Origin of the sequence: Phaeobacter sp. JH20_37 (assembly GCF_048056015.1) — a bacterium.
GTDB lineage: Bacteria > Pseudomonadota > Alphaproteobacteria > Rhodobacterales > Rhodobacteraceae > Phaeobacter > Phaeobacter bryozoorum.
Window position 1 is genome coordinate 33,851 of the sequence record NZ_JAYMWW010000014.1, and the last position, 17,281, is coordinate 51,131.

Genomic DNA, 17,281 nt, shown 5'->3' on the forward strand with positions numbered 1-17,281 from the left:
GGTGGCGGCCCAACCGCGATATGTGTCAGAGAAGCGCGAGAAACGCGTCTATCTGGTCGTCTTCTATGGACCAGTCGCAGACGAACCGCGCGGTGACCTCTTCGTCCGCTGCGCCTTCCAGGCCGCCGTCCCAAAGGTGATAGACCGCGCCGGCGTCGAACAGCCTCTGGTGGGTGGCGCGTGGCAGGGCGGCAAAGATCATGTTGGCCTGCGGATCATGGCTGAACCGGGCGCCTCTGCTGCGCAACCCTGCCGCCAGACGCGCTGCCTTGGCATTTGCCGCGCGGGCGTTGTGCAGCCAGAGATCATCAGTCAGATAGGCCAGCATCTGCGCTGACAGATAGCGATGCTTGGAGAACAGATGCGCCCCGCGTTTGCGGCGATATTCGAACTCCTGAGCTTTGGCAGGGTCAAAGAAGATCACCGCCTCAACCCCCATGCAGCCGTTTTTGGTGCCGCCAAAAGACACCGCATCCACGCCTGCTTTCCAGGTCATCTCGGCGGCGGTGCAGCCCAGCGTCACCAGCGCATTGGTGAAACGTGCACCATCCAGATGCACCGGCAGACCGTAGGATTTTGCAACCTCGCAGAGCGCGCGCAGCTCTTCGACCGAATAGACCGTGCCAAATTCCGTCACCTGCGTGATCGAGACGGGACCGCGCTGCGGCCCGTGGACGCCGCGATTTTCCTCGCCCTCAAGGGCTTGGCGCAGATCGGCGGGGGTCATCTTGTCAGCATCGGTCACCAGCGTCAGCTTGGCGCCGCCGGTGTAGAACTCAGGCCCGTTGCATTCATCGACGTTGATATGGGCCTGTCGGGTGCAGAACAGCGTCTGCCAGGGCTGCGACAGGGTCGAAAGGGCCAGTACATTGGCGGCCGTGCCGGTTGCGACGAGGTAGATCGCTGCGTCCGGGGCGTCAAAGATCTCGCGGATGCGGGTGGTGACCTGTGCCATCTCGTCATCTGCACCGTAGCCCATGGCATAGCCAGTGTTGGCCGTTGCAAGGGCTGCCAGAATTTCAGGATTGGCCGGACCGGAGTTGTCAGAGGCGAAATGCATTTAGAGCGGCTCCTCGATTATATGCTCTTCCCAGTCTTCTTCGGGAGTGTCGAATTCCGATACGGTCCAGCCCCGCACCGAGACACCGGCCTCATGCACGCTTGCGGGATCACCGGTGATCAGCGGGTGCCAGTCGGGCAGCGGCTTGCCTTCCCAGAGCAGGCGATAGGCGCAGGTCTGTGGCATCCAATAGGCGTGGGTGTCCAGATTGTCGGGCTTCAGCACGATACATTCGGGGACAAACTGATGGCGGTTCTCGTAGTGGGCGCAGCGGCAGGTGGCATCATCCAGCAGACGGCAGGCAACCCGGGTCAGCGCCACTTCGCCGCTGTCTTCATCCTCCAGCTTGTTCAGGCAGCATTTGCCACAGCCATCGCAGAGCGCTTCCCACTCGCGATTGTTGAGCTTTGTCAGCGGCTTCTTTTCCCAGAAGCGCTTGCCCAGCCCGTTGCGGTCAATGCCCTGGCTCATAGCGCCGCCAACAGCTGGCGCGCCGTGATGCAATCAGCGTCCATCTGGGCCAGCAGCCCCTCCAGCCCGTCAAAGGTCATTTCCGGGCGCAGGTATTCGACCAGCCCCACAGACAGCGTCGCGCCATAGAGGTTGCCGGTGAAATCGAACAGGAAGGTTTCAATATTGGGATGGCTGCCATCGAACATCGGGCGTACTCCGACGGAGGCGGCGCCATGATAGCTGCCCCGATAAGGGCCATCCAGCACATCGACCAGAACGGCATAGACGCCAAAGGCGGGCTGATGCAGCCCGTCGATCGACATGTTCGCCGTGGGATAGCCCAATTCGCGGCCGCGTTGTTCGCCGCCAATGACCTCGCCTTCGATCCGGTGCCAATGGCCGAGCATATTGGCGGCATCGCGCGGCCGCCCGTCGCTGAGCGCGCGGCGGATGGCGGTGGAGGAGACCGTGTCCTCGGAATATTCCATCAGCGGCGCCACGGTGACGCCGAACCCCATCTGGTCGCCAAAACGCTGGAGATCGTCGGCAGAGCCGGCGCGACCCTTGCCGAAACAGAAATCCGAGCCGACGACGACATGACGCAGGCCTAGACCGTCGGCAATCACCTTGCGGGCAAAGCCCTCGGGCGTGAGACCGGAGAGGGCGGCATTGAAATTCAACTGGTAGAGACGCTCCACCCCCAGTTTTTCCAGCCGCGATGCCCGGGCTTCGGCCGACATCAGGCGAAACGGCGGGGCATCGGGGGCGAAGAACTCCCGCGGGTGAGGTTCGAAGGTCAGGACCCCGAGCGGCGCCTCGGGCACAGCGTCGCGGGCCAGGTCGATGACCGATTGATGGCCGCGATGGACACCATCGAAATTGCCGATGGCGGCAGCGGCCCCACGATCCTTTGGATCTACGAATTGAAAGTCACGGATAATGCGCATGGCCACTGCCTAGCTGCGCCGGGGCGCGCTTGCAAGAGCCATGCCACGGGGCGCCACAGCTTGGCGGCCATCGCGTCAGTCGAACTTGCGTGACGGCGCCATCACCATGGCTTCGCCGACCAGCACCTTCTTGCCCTCCACCATGCAGCGGCAATCCAGCTTGACCCGGCGTTTGTCGATCTCGATGCCGGTCACCTCGACCTCCGCAAGCACGAGATCGCCGGGGCGGACGGGGGCAAGAAACTTCAGGGACTGGCTCATGTAGATGGTGCCATGGCCGGGCAGTTGCTCGCCAATTACGGCAGAGATCAACCCGGCAGTCAGCATCCCATGGGCGATGCGCCCCTGAAACATGGTGTCCTGCGCGTAATCTTCATCCAGATGCACCGGGTTGTGGTCCGTTGAGACCTCGGCAAACATCTCGATATCCTTGTCCGTCACCTCTTTGCGCAGATAGCGGACCATCCCCATTTCGATATCTTCGATGCAGATCGTTCCGCGCGGAAAATTGTCCAACATATGCCTCTCCTGTTGCCGTTGCTCTGCGAAAAATTGCGCGGTGCTGTCTATGGGTTGCGGGTCGAACCTGAAACAATCGGGCAAATGCAGACTTGTTACGGCAACTTTATTACTTTGCAGTCGCAGAAAGGCAAGTGTTTTCTCCGTTAGCGCAATCTGCCGATAGAATAGGTCGGTGCAGATTTTTCCTTTTCCAAATAGGTGCTTAGAGCGGCTTCATCGGGCTGGTGGTCGGTTTGGGTTTCTTTTGCTGCAAGTCCACCTGTAATGAAGAGTGAGTCCAGACCTTCGCCCATTGCGCCCGAGATATCGGTGTGGGGGCCGTCACCGATCGCCAATATGTCACGGTCGGCGATATCCAGGCCCAGCTCCGCCAGACGCCGCCGCGCCAGATCGTAGATCGGCGGGTGGGGCTTGCCGAAGTACAGGCTCTCGCCGCCCATTTCCGAATAAAGCCGCGCCAGCGCCCCGGCGCACCATTCGCGCGTCTCGCCGCGATCAACCACGATATCGGGATTGGCGCAGAGTAGTTTCAGCCCCATCTGCTTGGCATAAAGGAAATCCGGGCGGTTCACATCCGGGTCGGCCTGCGTATCGAAGGGGCCGCAGCAGACAATGCCTTCGGCCTCCTTCAACGGAACGCGGGTCACATCAATCGGATCGTCCAGCATCTTCAGCGGCTCAAAGAAGCCGGCATCGCGCTCCCATTCACCCATGAAATAGACCTTGCGGCCAACGGCACCGCTGAACATGGCGGCGCGTGCGGAATCGCCGGAGGTGGCAATGGTGTCATAGGCATCCTGAGGGACGCCGAAGTCGCCAAGCTGTGCCGCAACCCCCGCCCTTGGCTTTGGCGAGTTGGTCACCAGCACAACAACACCGCCTGCCGCGCGATAGGCCTGCAAGGCAGCCACGGCCTCGGGGTAGGCGGTGATACCGTTGTGCACACAGCCCCAAAGATCGACAAACAGGGCTTTGTACTGGCTTGAGACCTCGGCGAGGGAGGCAATGAGTCGGGTCATGGGACAGGTCTTTCACATGGGATTTCGGCTGTTCAAGCTATGCCAGAGCCTGCGGAATTTGACCAGATCGGCGATGTTTCCGGTTTTTTAACAACAGAGGCGTAGAACAGGTCGAGGCTACAACCCAGAGGTGTGCGGTAATGTTTCGAACGATGTCAACAAAAACCCGATTTATTATTTCGGGTGCGGTATCCGTTTTTGCGATTGTTATATTGGCTCTGATATCTGTCTACAGCCTGTGGCAAAGCGAACTGGAGCTTGAGCGGCAGATTGATGTAACCAAAACGGTGCGCCACGAGCTGAAGGTCGACCTCCTGCATGAAGAGTTGCACGCGGAAGTGATCTATCTCGTGTTTGCCGGGGATCATGCGACCGCAGCCGAGAAAGAGGCGCTGCGCGCACGAGTGGTCCAGGCCAGCGAGGAGCTTCGCAAGAATCTGGAATTGCTGAAAAACGATTCCTTGCCACCAAAGGCGCTGGCGCAGGTCGAGGGGATGGTGGCGGAGGTTGATACCTTTGTCGGTCAGGGCGTCGCCCTGGCAGAGCTGGCCGTCACCGACCCGGTCGCCGCGGAGGCTGCTGTCGATGCCTTTCAGGACAGTTACGCGGCCCTCAATGAGAAATTGCACCCGTTGAGTGACTGGATTGAAACCTCGGCGGTCGAAACCGCAAAGGCGGCGCGGGCACATGACATGCTTCTGCTTTATGTCCTCCTGGGAACATCCGCCCTGTTGGTCTTGGTGACGCTCTATAACGCGCGCAAGATGACCATGAACATTGTGCGCCCGATTGATCGGCTGCGCGAAGCCCTGCGCGAAGTCGCAGAAGGGGATTTTGGCATCAAGGTCGCTGAGCGGATGCGCGGTGACGATTTTGGCGAGATTGCCCGCGATATCGACCGTGTGTCGGCCCGGGTCATCAGCGAGCTGGAGAAACAGAATACCCTGCGTGTGGAGGGTGAGCATGTCATCGACCGGCTGCGTCAGGGCCTGCAGGCGCTGGCGTCCGGGAACTTCAGCGTTCGCATCGCAGAGAGCTTTGGCGAGGCCTATGATCCGCTGCGGATGAATTATAACGAAACGGTCGATAAACTGAATGAGGTGATGGCCCAGGTGGTCAAGGCAAGCGCCGCGATCCAGGCGCAATCCGATGAAATCCGGTCCGGTGCTGAAGACATGTCTGCCCGCACCGAAAGCCAGGCGGCCACGCTGGAGCAAACGGCTGCCGCACTGGAAGAAATGACGGTCAGTGTCAACAACTCCGCCCAGAACGCCAAAGCCGTCGAAAGCGCTGTGGATTCCGCGCGCAAGGATGTTGAAAACAGCGGCCGGGTCGTGGAGGGCGCGATCGAGGCGATGAATGAGATCGAACGCTCGTCCGGGCAGATTTCGCAGATCATCGGCGTGATCGACGACATTGCCTTCCAGACCAACCTGCTGGCATTGAACGCTGGTGTCGAGGCGGCGCGGGCAGGTGAGGTCGGCCGCGGTTTTGCCGTCGTCGCCTCCGAGGTGCGCGCTTTGGCGCAACGGTCATCGGATGCCGCCAATGAGATCAAGTCGCTGATTTCGGCCAGCACCAGAACGGTGGAAGAGGGCGTGGAGAAGGTCGATAGCGCCGGCAAGGCCCTGTCGCAGGTTGTCGGCGAGGTGGTCAATATCGCCACGCTTGTCTCTGGTATCTCTTCGGAATCCGGTGAGCAGGCGCAGGGGCTGAACGAAATCAACATCGGTGTTGCCCAGCTGGACAATGTCACCCAGCAGAATGCCGCGATGGTTGAGGAATCCGGCGCTGCCATCCTGAAGATGAACAGCGAGACCTATGGTCTGAACCAGATCGTCAGCCAGTTTGTCCTGCTCTCAGCAGATGGTGCCGCAGGCCGCGCACCCTCAGCGGCGGAGCGCGCAGCGGCCGTTGTCGAGGCAGGTCACCCGGATGAGGAGCGTTGGGAAGACTATAACGAAGTCTCCGCCCATGGGCCTGTTTCCGGCGATGGCATCGATGACTGGGACACCGACCGCGCATCGCTGCACAAGTCCGTGGGGTCGAAAGCAGGGGGTGCCGGTGACGATTGGGCGGATCGGGATGCGGTTGCCAATTTCGCCTGACGGCCTGACGGCCTGAGCGCCTGATAGTCGTCTGTGGGGCACGGTAGGCAGCTGACCACGCGCCGGTTTCAGGCTTGCCGCCTGCCGCGCGTGGCGGCCTGTCACCTGGGATCGGGCGTCAACTTCGCCCGGTGCAATCTGAACCGACCGGCCTCGGTCAGCCGATGCCTGTGAGCGAATCGGGCGCCCGCGACTTTATGGCAGGATTGCCTGCGCCAATGCCTTTGCATGACGGAAATGCCAATGCCGGTCGATAGATCCACGTCACCTCTGGCGGTGCTGGCTCCTTTGCCGAGGCGCTGACGCCGGTCGCGGCGCTTTGGCCCCTTTTGCACCGGGGCGGGCTGGGATGACTTAGGTATCCGTGACTTACTTTCGCCCTGAGGCGTGATTTGCTGGAGTGTCATCCGGGGACCGCGACACGGGCAACCACAGCAATTGGTCAATGCGCACCGCAGATGCGGCAAACAGAGGTCCGGGGGGATCAGCAAGAGGGTGGCGATCGCTCTGCGCGTGCTACCAGCACCTGGTTGCCGGTCGATCCAAACACGCGGTGGTATCACCCGGAGATCGGACCGCGGGCTACTGCAGGTCCATCATAAAAGATGCGGGCCTCCTCAGAAGACCCGCATCTTTCGCATTTCATAGGCTCGAAGGCGCCGGGCCTTAGATTGCCAGATTGGGGATGATCTGTTTCTTGCGGCTCATGATCCCCGGCAGCACAACGCTATCGCCCTCCGCTGTGGCGCCAAAGCTCTTGGCGGCGAGGGTTTTCACCAGGTCGTTGGGCACCAGAAGGGTGGCTTCTTCCTTCAGGATATCCACCACAAAGAGCAGAACCTGATCAACGCCATCTTCGGCAGCGACGGTTGTCATGGTTTCCATCAGCGACGCCTTGCGATCCAGCACCACGGCGGGAGCGGTGGTTTCCAGAACCGAGACCCGGAATTTGGTGCCTTCGACCGCGTATTCCTTGGAATCCATCCGCAGCAGCTCTGCGTCGGAGAAGGCCGAAACATCGGATTTCGCGGCAAACATCTCGGCGGCATAGGTGGCGATATCGACGCCGAGATCTTCGGCCAGGCTATAGGCCACGGCTTTGTCTTCCTGAGTGGTGGTCGGCGAGCGGAATTCCAGCGTGTCGCTCAGAATGCAGGTCAGCATCGCGCCTTTGATCTCGCGTGGTGCCTGCGCCAGATCGCTGCCGATCATTTTCCACATGATGGTCGCGGTGCAGGCGACCGGCTCGATGCGGATGTCGATGGGGCCTTTGGTTTCCAGCCCGCCGACCAGTTTATGATGGTCGATGATCGCACGAACGTCAGCGCCATTGATATTGGCGGGCAGTTCAGCCGGGTTGTTGGTGTCAACGATGACGACAGGCTGATCATCGGCCACATCGCTGATGATCTCCGGCTTTTCCAGCCCCCAGTGTTGCAGCATGAAGGCCGCTTCGGTGTTGGGGTCGCCCAGCAATTTCGGAGCGGCTTCGACGCCTTTGATCTGGTTCAGATACCACGACCAGATGATGGCGGAGCCGGTGGAATCGGTATCGGGGGATTTATGGCCGAAGACGAAGGTAGTCATTGAAGTGTGTCCTATGCAGATGCCGGAATTTTGCGCGTCTTATAGGTGGGGGCGGCGATCTTGTCACCCCGGCCCGTTGTCTCGTCAATGCAGCTATGCCGTCCGTGCAGATCAGGGCAGCGCAGGCGCGCCAGGGGCGCCAATGGCTGCGGATCATTGCCCTGATTTGACGAATGGCTTTTCCTCTGCTGCGGCTGGGGGTAGCATTGCGCCATGACCCGCGAAGATCAGCTTTATCCGCCCGTGAAGGCCCTGTTGGAACAGCAGGGGTATACCGTGAAGGGGGAGGTGGGGGCCGCTGATGTGGTTGCCTGCCGGGGCGATGAACCACCGGTTATTGTCGAGCTGAAGTTGCGGTTTTCACTGTCGCTGTTCCATCAGGCGATCACGCGGCTTGCGCTGAGCGACCTCGTTTATATCGCTGTGCCGAAACCCGCTGGCCGCCAGGCGCGGCGGGTGCTGAAGGACAATCTGGCGATGTGTCGGCGTCTGGGGCTGGGGCTGATCACGGTTCTGCCGGATGGTCGGACGGAGGTCCAGTGTGATCCGGGGCCTTACGCGCCGCGAAAATCGGCCAAGAAACAGGCGCGGCTGCTGCGCGAATTTCAGCGCCTGCAGGGGGATCCGAATGCCGGTGGGGCCACCCGCCACGGGATCGTGACCGCCTATCGCCAGGACGCCTTGCGCTGTGCCGCCCATCTGGCAGACCACGGGCCGAGCAAGGGGGCCGCCGTGGCCAGGGCAGCGGGCGTCCCACAGGCCACCCGGATCATGGCGAGCAATCACTATGGCTGGTTCATGCGGGTCGCCACCGGCATTTATCAACTGACCGAGGCCGGTCAGGCGGGGCTGGTTCATTGGGCGCATAGCTGGGAAGCGATGGGGGCCGACGATGGGACAGCGGCCGAGGTGGGCCCTGCGTGATAGCCGCGGCAGAATATTGCCATAAAATTTCCCAACCAACCTGTTGACAGGACCGCACGCCCTGCCTAGCTATTCCTTCGTTAGCACTCGGCAGTATTGAGTGCTAACACCCTCTGCGGGGAGCAGGGGGGCGAGACAACAACCTTTGAGCCTTTAAGGAGCTACAAAGATGGCATTGAAACCGCTTCATGACCGCGTGCTGGTCCGTCGCACCGAAAGCGAAGAAAAAACCGCCGGTGGTCTGATCATCCCTGATTCCGCCAAGGAAAAGCCGAGCGAAGGCGTTGTCGTCGCAACCGGCGAAGGCGCACGCAAGGACAGCGGCGAGCTGATCGCAATGGCTGTTTCGGCTGGCGACAAGATCCTGTTCGGCAAATGGTCCGGCACCGAGGTCACCGTCGACGGCGAAGAGCTGCTGATGATGAAGGAAAGCGACATCATGGGCATCATCGAGTAAGACACCGGGTTTTTCCCAAGTCTGCTCTGATCCCTGATCGCTTAAACCCACAGAATTTCTCTAGGAGAGTAAAAAATGGCTGCTAAGGACGTCAAATTCGACACCGATGCCCGCAACCGTATGCTGCGTGGCGTCAACATTCTGGCCGACGCCGTGAAAGTGACCCTGGGCCCGAAAGGCCGCAATGTGGTTCTGGACAAATCCTTCGGCGCACCGCGCATCACCAAGGACGGCGTGTCCGTGGCGAAGGAAATCGAACTGGAAGACAAGTTCGAGAACATGGGCGCCCAGATGGTGAAGGAAGTTGCTTCCCGCACCAACGACGAAGCCGGTGACGGCACCACCACCGCAACCGTTCTGGCCCAGGCCATCGTCAAAGAAGGCCTGAAGCAGGTTGCAGCCGGTCTGAACCCGATGGACCTGAAGCGCGGCATCGACCTGGCAACCTCCAAGGTTGTTGAAGCGATCAAAGCCTCGGCCCGCGATGTGAAAGACAGCGACGAAGTTGCGCAGGTTGGCACCATCTCCGCCAACGGCGAAGCAGAAATCGGCCGTCAGATTGCTGACGCGATGCAGAAAGTCGGCAACGAAGGTGTTATCACCGTCGAAGAAAACAAGGGTCTGGAAACCGAGACCACTGTTGTCGAAGGTATGCAGTTCGACCGTGGCTACCTGTCGCCCTATTTCGTCACCAACCCCGACAAGATGGTTGCAGAACTCGACGACTGCATGATCCTGCTGCACGAGAAGAAACTGTCGTCGCTGCAGGCAATGGTTCCGCTGCTTGAGCAGGTGATCCAGTCGCAGAAACCGCTGCTGATCATCGCTGAGGACGTCGAAGGCGAAGCGCTGGCAACCCTGGTTGTCAACAAACTGCGCGGCGGTCTGAAAATTGCTGCTGTCAAGGCACCGGGCTTCGGCGATCGCCGCAAGGCCATGCTGCAGGACATCGCAATCCTGACCGGCGGCCAGGTCATCTCCGAAGATCTGGGCATGAAGCTCGAGTCCGTCACCATGGACATGCTGGGCACCGCCAAGAAAATCGAAATCACCAAAGACGAAACCACCATCGTTGACGGCGCTGGCGAGAAGGCCGAGATCGAAGCACGCGTTGCCCAGATCCGCACCCAGATCGAAGAGACCACCTCTGACTACGACCGTGAGAAGCTGCAAGAGCGCGTTGCCAAACTGGCTGGCGGTGTTGCCGTGATCCGCGTCGGCGGCATGACCGAAGTGGAAGTGAAAGAGCGCAAAGACCGCGTCGACGATGCTCTGAACGCAACCCGCGCAGCCGTGCAGGAAGGCGTCATCGTTGGTGGTGGTGTTGCTCTGGTTCAGGCCGGCAAGGCACTGGACGGTCTGGAAGGTGCAAACTCCGACCAGAACGCCGGTATCATGATCGTTCGCAAGGCCATCGAAGCGCCGCTGCGCCAGATCGCCGAGAACGCCGGTGTTGACGGTGCCGTGGTTGCGGGCAAGATCCGTGAATCCTCTGACAGCAGCTTTGGCTACAACGCCCAGACTGATGAATATGGTGACATGTTCTCCTTCGGCGTGATCGACCCCGCCAAAGTGACCCGCACCGCGCTGGAAGATGCAGCCTCGGTCGCAGGCCTGCTGATCACCACCGAAGCCATGGTTGCCGACAAGCCCGCCAAAGAAGGCGCGGCAGGTGGCGGCATGCCCGACATGGGCGGCATGGGCGGCATGGGCGGCATGATGTAATCACAAATCCCCTTGGGATTTGGGATGAGGCAAAAGGCGATTGGCTGCAGGTTCGTTATCTGGGCCAATTCGCCGGAAGCCCACCGCTGATGACTGGAAGAATTAGGGGCTGCCTTCGGGCGGCCCCTTTTCGTTTCGGCGGGGAGAGAGAAGGCCCGCCTTGCGGGCCTGCCTCCGGCGGGAGTATTTTTGGAAAGGTGAATGACGGGGGTGTCGCAGCGTCGGCATGTTTGGCCAGAAAGAGGGGATGATGCCTCTTGTCTCTTCTCTTTTCGTTTTCGAAACAAAGGCCTAAAGTTGCCGCCATGGTCAAAGCAGTTTTTATTCAGTCCTCGCATTCGGGTTATGACGACCAGCCTGGAAAAGCGTATCATTTCCCGAAGAAGCTCTATTTGAGCCGGGTCGAGCAAACCGTGGGCGACTGGGTCATCTTCTACGAGGGGCGGCGCGGCGGCGGTAAAGGGTACCATTCTGTACAGCGTGTCCTGAAGGTGCAGGATGACCCTGAGGACCCAGCATTGGCCTATGCGCTGCTGGACACAGGCAGCGAGCTGTCCTTTGAGAATTTTGTTCCCCGATGGGTAGAGGGGCAGGGACCCTATGAAACCGGGCTGCCACGGTCGCGCGGCAGCAACACAAGCGCGGTGCGGCTGATCTCCGACGCGGATTTTGCGCGCATTATCAATGCCGGCCTGACTGCGCGCGAAGAGCCGAATGCCATTCCGCGAACCGGGGATTTCACCGCGGAGCCTGGTTTTGCCGAAGCACAGGTCGCTTTTGAATCCCCAAATGGACCTCGCGAAATGCTACTGTCCCAGCGGGCCTTCCGGGATCGTAGTTTTGCAAGACAGGTCAAACATGCCTATGGCGGCCGCTGTTCGGTGTCGGGGTTGGAGTTGCGCAATGGCGGCGGACGGCCGGAGGTCGAGGCCGCCCATATCGTGCCGGTTTCGGAATCTGGTCCGGACACGGTGCGCAATGGGCTGGCCCTGTCGGGAACGGTGCATTGGATGTTTGACCGAGGTCTTCTGTCGATCAGTGACGACAATGAGGTGCTTGTTGCGAAGAAGGCGGTGGATGACGCGACGCTGGATCGTTTGCTGCTGCCGGACCGGCGATTGATTGAGCCTGTGAACCCCGCATTCAAACCACACAGCTCATATCTCCGCTGGCATCGGGAGAATGTCTTTAAGGGTTAGAGGCGCTTCGGGGCACATGTTCAGTCGAAGATAGATCTCTGACACGAAAATATCACTGGTCCGAAGTTGGTTTGCACGATAGCAGCCATTTCATGCGCCTGTTTCTTCTTGTCTTCCTCACCATGGTGGCCTTTGCCGCCAATTCCATTCTCAGCCGACTGGCCATCGGAGGCGGGCATATGGAGGCCACGAGCTTTGGCCTTTTGCGTGTGCTGTCCGGGGCAGTCACGCTGGTTGGGCTCTGTGCCCTCAGCGGGCTGTCGCTGAGACGTGATCGACGCCAGACCTTCTGGGGGGCGGCGGCGCTTACGACCTATATCGTCGGGTTCTCCATCGCCTATGAGGACCTGGATGCAGGGCTTGGCGCGCTGATCCTGTTCGGCGTGGTGCAGGTGTCGATGTTCCTGTGGGGGGCGCTGCGGGGCAGTCCGGTCGCGCCGGGGCAGGTCGCTGGCGCGGCAATTGCTCTGGTCGGGCTTGCTGCGGTGGTCTGGCCGACCGACGGTGTGCCAGCGGCGCCGCTGGGGGCCTCATGCCTGATGGCGCTGGGCGGTCTTGGATGGGCGGGCTACAGTCTGCTCGGACGGGGCGCAAAGGCACCACTGGCGGCAACGGCTGTGAATTTCGCGGCGGCGAGCGTGATCATGGTGCCCGCGGTGCTGATCTTCGGCGCGGACATCGTCATCTCTCCATGGGGCGTGGTGCTGGCCATTGTGTCCGGCGCAGTAACCTCGGGCCTTGGCTATGCGCTCTGGTATCACGTCTTGCCGCAGCTTGCGCCCGCCGTGGCTGCCACGGTTCAGCTGTCGGTGCCGGTGATCGCGATCCTCGCCGGTGCGGTTGTGCTGGGAGAGGTGATTGGCCTGCAGCTGACCATTGGCGCGATCGCTGTTCTGGGCGGTATTGCAATCGTCGTCCTGTCTGGGCCGGGGCGCAGGCGGGCGGCGGGCATCCCGGCGGGCAAAGAGGGCTAAGGCGCCGCGTCACGGCTCTGGGAATCGCGGTCTGCTCTTTCCGTTGAGGTGAAATGCCCCTATCTGCGGTGTCACGACCCCTTGAGACCGCGAGCACAATGACCCGACATTCCACCACCTTCTTAGCCAGTATTTCGGCATGTGTCGCCGCGATCCTGTGTTTTGCTCCGGGATTGGCCCGTGCAGATTGCGCGATCCTGCTGCACGGTCTGGCGCGCAGCGAAATCTCGCTGGCGGTTATGGGGCAGGTGCTGGAGGCGCGCGGCGTCAAGGTCGTGACACCCGGGTACCCGTCAACCGACAAACCGGTGGCGGTGCTTGCCGCGGAGACGCTGCCGGATGCGGTCGGGCAATGTGCGGAGCAGATATCACAAGGCGAGCAGATCCACTTTATCACCCATTCGATGGGCGGCATCCTGCTGCGCCACTGGTTGCGGGAAAACCGGCCAGAGGCGCTGGGGCGGGTGGTTATGCTGGCTCCTCCCAACCACGGCAGCGAATTGGTGGACGAACTGGGCGACTGGGAGGTCTTTGGCCTGTTGAACGGGCCTGCGGGGCTGCAACTGGGAACCGGCGAGGACAGCCTGCCCAACCAGCTGCCTGCTGCCAGTTTCCCGGTTGGGATCATCGCCGGGCGCTTCTCGCTCAACCCGGTGTTTTCGGCCATCATTCCGGGGCCGGATGACGGCAAGGTGTCGGTGCAGAGCACATATCTGGAGGGCATGGCGGATCACATCGTGTTGCCCGTGACCCATACTTTCATGATGAATAATCCGCAGGTTATTGCGCAGGCGTTGCATTTCCTCGACAGGGGGCGCTTTGACCCCGATCTGACATGGTTTGAGTCCATCACGGGTGAGATAGAGGAGGCCTGTGCCGGTGGTCGGTGCAGCGCCGATGGGGATCAGCTGCAAGGGGAGGCCCGGCCATGAGCACGCTTGAACTGACATTGACCGGTGCAGATGTACTGCGTCCGGACGGGATGGAACGCGGTGGCGTGCTGGCGCTGGCAGCAGGTCGGATCCAGGCCGAGCGGGCGGGGCGGCAGATTGACCTGACCGGATATCGGATCCTTCCGGGGATCGTTGACTGTCACGGCGATGGGTTCGAACGTCACCTCGCGCCCCGGCGCGGTGCCATGAAACAGATGGTCGAAGGGGTGATCGCCGCAGAGGCAGAACTGGCGGCAAACGGCATCACAACCGGTGTTCTTGCCCAGTTCTACTCCTGGGAGGGGGGGCTGCGCGGTCCCGACTTTGCAGATCAGGTCTTTGAAGGGATCAAATCCGCAAAACCCCGTGTCGTTACCGATCTGATTCCGCAGCTGCGGTTTGAAATCCACCTGCTGGAGGCCTACGATGATCTGCCGTCACAGATCGCGGGATGGCAGGTCCCCTATGTCGTCTTCAACGATCACCTACCTCATGACCGGCTTGCGCAAGGAAAAAAGCCCCCCCGGTTGACCGGCCAGGCGCTCAAGGCAGGGCGTAATCCGGAGGTTCACTGGCAGATGTTGCAGCAGATGCATGCCCGCAGACCCGAAGTGCCCGCGGCGCTGGATCAGCTGGCCGCAAAGCTTCAGGCCGCAGGCGTCTGTTTGGGCAGCCATGATGACCATACAGCGGATGACCGCATCACCTGGCGCCACCGCGGCGCGCGGATCTCCGAGTTTCCCGAAACAATGGAGGCCGCAGAGGCCGCGACATCAGCGGGCGACCCTGTCATCCTCGGCTCACCCAATGTGGTGCGCGGAGGCTCACACAAGGGCAATGCCTCGGCGCTTGATCTGATCGCCATGGGGCTCTGCGATGCGCTCGCCTCCGACTATCACTACCCCAGTCCGCGCCGGGCGGCTCTGATGCTTGAGAAAACCGGTGTTCTGGATTTTGCCTCAGCCTGGAGGCTGGTGTCAGCAGGCCCGGCGCGTATCCTCGGGCTGGAGGATCGCGGAGAGCTAAGGCCCGGACAACGCGCCGATCTCGTGATCCTTGACGCCCAGGGTGGTGTTGCAGCCACGCTCTCGGGCGGCAGGGTCAGCTATATGAACGGCGATGTGGCAGGCCGCTTTCTGGTCTGACAGATCCGCCGCGTCGCCGGGAGGGGAGCGCCGCGCATCAGGCCGGATGGCCCTCTTTGCGGCGCGTAAAACCGGCGGGGCCGCTTTTACTGCCCTGCCGCCATCTTCTGGCTCAAAATATCCCGGGGTTTGGGGCAGAGCCCCAATTAGTCAGGTCTGTGGCAGCTGCACCCGGTTCACATGGCCCATCTTGCGGCCCGGCTTGGCTTCGGTCTTGCCGTAGAGATGGATGGCGCAGCGGGTTTCCTGAGCCAGCTCAGGGATCCGGTCCACATCGGCACCGATCAGGTTCTCCATCACCACATCGCAGTGCCGCTGCCCATCGCCAAGGCTCCAGCCAACAATTGCGCGGATGTGTTGTTCAAACTGATCCACGGCGCAGCCATTCTGCGTCCAATGGCCGGAATTATGCACCCGGGGAGCGATTTCATTCACGATCAACCCCTGTGGCGTGACAAAGAGTTCGACCCCGAGGACGCCCACATATTCCAGCGCATTCAGGATCTTGCCCGCCATCAGGACCGCGTCCATACGCTGTCCGGCGCTGAGGCGCGCGGGCACTGTCGTTGTATGAAGAATGCCGTCGCGGTGAACGTTCTCACCGGGATCAAAACAGGCGATCTCGCCGCTGACGCCGCGCGCGGCGATCACTGAAATCTCATGGCTGAAGGTGACAAACCCTTCCAGGATCGAAGGGGCACCTGCCATCTCGCTCAGCGCGGTGGCTGCGTCTTCAGGCGCCTTGATCCGGGCCTGCCCCTTGCCGTCATAACCGAAGCGGCGTGTTTTCAGGATCGAGGGGGTGCCGATTGTTGCCAGCGCCGCGTCTAGGCTGGCCTGATCGGCAATATCGGCAAAAGCTGCGGTGCTCAGGCCGAGATCCTGCAGAAAGGTCTTTTCGGTCAACCGGTCCTGGCTGATCCGCAGGGCCTCACGGCCGGGGCGGATGGGTTTGTGCCGTTCCAGCAGGTCCAGCGCCGACGTCGGGATGTTCTCGAACTCATAGGTGATCACATCAACAGAGGCGGCAAAGCCTGCCAGCGCGTCCGCGTCCTCATAGCTCGCGGTTGTCACCTTATGGGCGACATCTGCGGCCGGGGGATTTGCACTCGGCTCGAAGATATGCGTGCGAAAGCCGAGACGGGAGGCGGCGACCGACAACATGCGGCCCAGCTGGCCACCACCGAGAATGCCGATGGTGGCGCCTGTGTTCAAACGATCAGTCATCAACCGGTTCCTCTGGGATCGAAGCGGAAAGAGCCGCGCGCCAGTCGTCGAGACGCCGGGCAAGTTCGGGATCCTGCAAGGCCAGAATTCCGGCGGCCATCAATCCGGCATTTGCTGCACCGGCGGCGCCGATGGCCATGGTCGCAACCGGGAAGCCCTTGGGCATCTGCACGATGGAATAAAGCGAATCAACACCGGAGAGGGCGCGGGTCTGAACCGGCACACCAACCACCGGAACGCGGGTTTTCGACGCGACCATACCGGGGAGGTGGGCGGCCCCGCCAGCGCCTGCGATGATCACCTGCAGACCACGTTCGGCGGCAGATTTGCCATAGCTCCACAGCCGGTCCGGGGTGCGATGGGCCGAGACGATCTTGGCCTCATAAGGCACGCCCAGTTCGTCGAGGAGGGTGGCGGCTTCTTTCATGGTTGGCCAGTCGGACTGACTGCCCATGATGATGCCCACTTTGATGTCGGCGGTATGCTCTGGCATAGGCTCGGATCCTGTCATGCCGCGGGCCTGCGAACCCGCTGGGTTGGAGGAAGCGCGCACTATAGAGAACCCTGTGCATCGCGCAATGCGGCATTGGAGCTGTCGGGCGCGTTGGCTGGATGGGGGATCAGGCGATGATATCCGGTGTCAGCCGGTCTTCGATCAAGGCTATCTTGTCTTTCAGGATCAGCTTCTGCTTCTTCAATCGCTGAATGGTCAGCTGATCGCTGGTCCCGCGCTCCTGCAGGGCCACGATTGCTTCGTCCAGATCGCGGTGTTGCCTGCGAAAGACCTCCAGCTCCACCTGTAAAACATCATCGGTTTTCATGGAGATATCGGTTGGTGCGTTCATTGGCGACTCGTCGGCTGGCGGGTTAATCTTTGGCGAATATTACGCTTTTAGAGGCTTTTGCGCCAGCGCCGCGGTGCCTTGGGCTTGTGAAAACAGATAAAACATCCATATTCTTAGGGAAGCGGTCGCCATAATGGGGCCGTCGCCATACGTCGCT

The 17,281-nt window shown here is 61.1% G+C and carries 17 protein-coding genes; 8 read left to right on the forward strand and 9 right to left on the reverse strand.

Going from position 1 to position 17,281, the window contains the following annotated elements; translation table 11 throughout:
• Window positions 1–25: 25 nt before the first annotated feature.
• The 5 genes from VWZ87_RS11475 to VWZ87_RS11495 form a co-directional block, all read right to left on the reverse strand.
• The gene (locus tag VWZ87_RS11475; protein WP_416534990.1) at window positions 26–1,060 is read right to left on the reverse strand and encodes a threonine aldolase family protein; all 1,035 of its coding nucleotides are present in this window, start codon (window positions 1,058–1,060) and stop codon (window positions 26–28) included.
• A complete protein-coding gene (locus VWZ87_RS11480; RefSeq protein WP_340546244.1) occupies window positions 1,061–1,531 on the reverse strand; it encodes a YcgN family cysteine cluster protein in 471 nt (156 codons plus the stop codon).
• Window positions 1,528–2,460 (reverse strand): bifunctional riboflavin kinase/FAD synthetase, encoded by a 933-nt coding sequence (locus VWZ87_RS11485; protein ID WP_416534991.1) that lies wholly within the window; start codon window positions 2,458–2,460, stop codon window positions 1,528–1,530. The genes VWZ87_RS11480 and VWZ87_RS11485 overlap by 4 nt, the downstream gene beginning before the upstream one ends.
• A gap of 75 nt (window positions 2,461–2,535) precedes the next feature.
• Window positions 2,536–2,979: a MaoC family dehydratase gene (locus tag VWZ87_RS11490; RefSeq protein WP_416534992.1), complete on the reverse strand. Its 444-nt coding sequence runs from the start codon at window positions 2,977–2,979 to the stop codon at window positions 2,536–2,538.
• 146 nt (window positions 2,980–3,125) lie between these two features.
• Window positions 3,126–4,001 carry a TIGR01459 family HAD-type hydrolase gene (locus VWZ87_RS11495; RefSeq protein WP_416534993.1) on the reverse strand — a complete coding sequence of 292 codons (876 nt, stop codon included), beginning with the start codon at window positions 3,999–4,001 and terminating at the stop codon, window positions 3,126–3,128.
• A 140-nt stretch (window positions 4,002–4,141) separates the two neighbouring features.
• Between VWZ87_RS11495 and VWZ87_RS11500 the strand changes: the two genes are divergently transcribed.
• Window positions 4,142–6,109 carry a methyl-accepting chemotaxis protein gene (locus VWZ87_RS11500; protein WP_416534994.1) on the forward strand — a complete coding sequence of 656 codons (1,968 nt, stop codon included), beginning with the start codon at window positions 4,142–4,144 and terminating at the stop codon, window positions 6,107–6,109.
• Between the two features lie 666 nt (window positions 6,110–6,775).
• Here the strand turns inward: VWZ87_RS11500 and VWZ87_RS11505 are convergent.
• Entirely contained in the window at window positions 6,776–7,696 is a 921-nt protein-coding gene (locus VWZ87_RS11505; protein WP_416534995.1) for a manganese-dependent inorganic pyrophosphatase, read from the reverse strand.
• Between the two features lie 213 nt (window positions 7,697–7,909).
• Between VWZ87_RS11505 and VWZ87_RS11510 the strand changes: the two genes are divergently transcribed.
• From VWZ87_RS11510 to VWZ87_RS11540, 7 genes are all read left to right on the forward strand, one after another.
• Window positions 7,910–8,620: a DUF2161 domain-containing phosphodiesterase gene (locus tag VWZ87_RS11510; RefSeq protein WP_416534996.1), complete on the forward strand. Its 711-nt coding sequence runs from the start codon at window positions 7,910–7,912 to the stop codon at window positions 8,618–8,620.
• A 169-nt stretch (window positions 8,621–8,789) separates the two neighbouring features.
• Window positions 8,790–9,077, forward strand: coding sequence for a co-chaperone GroES (locus VWZ87_RS11515; RefSeq protein WP_340546237.1), 288 nt, complete (start codon window positions 8,790–8,792; stop codon window positions 9,075–9,077).
• A 75-nt stretch (window positions 9,078–9,152) separates the two neighbouring features.
• Window positions 9,153–10,802, forward strand: coding sequence for a chaperonin GroEL (gene groL, locus VWZ87_RS11520; RefSeq protein ID WP_416534997.1), 1,650 nt, complete (start codon window positions 9,153–9,155; stop codon window positions 10,800–10,802).
• 305 nt (window positions 10,803–11,107) lie between these two features.
• Window positions 11,108–12,001: an HNH endonuclease gene (locus tag VWZ87_RS11525; protein ID WP_416534998.1), complete on the forward strand. Its 894-nt coding sequence runs from the start codon at window positions 11,108–11,110 to the stop codon at window positions 11,999–12,001.
• 92 nt (window positions 12,002–12,093) lie between these two features.
• Window positions 12,094–12,975 (forward strand): DMT family transporter, encoded by an 882-nt coding sequence (locus VWZ87_RS11530; protein WP_416534999.1) that lies wholly within the window; start codon window positions 12,094–12,096, stop codon window positions 12,973–12,975.
• Window positions 12,976–13,073: 98 nt separating this feature from the next.
• Window positions 13,074–13,907: an esterase/lipase family protein gene (locus VWZ87_RS11535; RefSeq protein WP_416535000.1), complete on the forward strand. Its 834-nt coding sequence runs from the start codon at window positions 13,074–13,076 to the stop codon at window positions 13,905–13,907.
• Window positions 13,904–15,052, forward strand: a complete 1,149-nt coding sequence (locus VWZ87_RS11540; protein ID WP_416535001.1) for an alpha-D-ribose 1-methylphosphonate 5-triphosphate diphosphatase — start codon at window positions 13,904–13,906, stop codon at window positions 15,050–15,052. Before VWZ87_RS11535 ends, VWZ87_RS11540 begins: the two co-directional genes overlap by 4 nt.
• Window positions 15,053–15,202: 150 nt before the next feature.
• Here VWZ87_RS11540 and VWZ87_RS11545 read toward each other — a convergent pair whose 3' ends face one another.
• The 3 genes from VWZ87_RS11545 to VWZ87_RS11555 form a co-directional block, all read right to left on the reverse strand.
• Window positions 15,203–16,279 (reverse strand): 5-(carboxyamino)imidazole ribonucleotide synthase, encoded by a 1,077-nt coding sequence (locus VWZ87_RS11545; protein ID WP_416535002.1) that lies wholly within the window; start codon window positions 16,277–16,279, stop codon window positions 15,203–15,205.
• Complete coding sequence (gene purE, locus VWZ87_RS11550; RefSeq protein WP_340546230.1) at window positions 16,272–16,772, reverse strand: 5-(carboxyamino)imidazole ribonucleotide mutase; 501 nt, start codon at window positions 16,770–16,772, stop codon at window positions 16,272–16,274. Before purE ends, VWZ87_RS11545 begins: the two co-directional genes overlap by 8 nt.
• Window positions 16,773–16,899: 127 nt before the next feature.
• A complete protein-coding gene (locus tag VWZ87_RS11555) occupies window positions 16,900–17,124 on the reverse strand; it encodes a YdcH family protein (protein ID WP_340546229.1) in 225 nt (74 codons plus the stop codon).
• Between the last annotated feature and the right edge of the window lie 157 nt (window positions 17,125–17,281).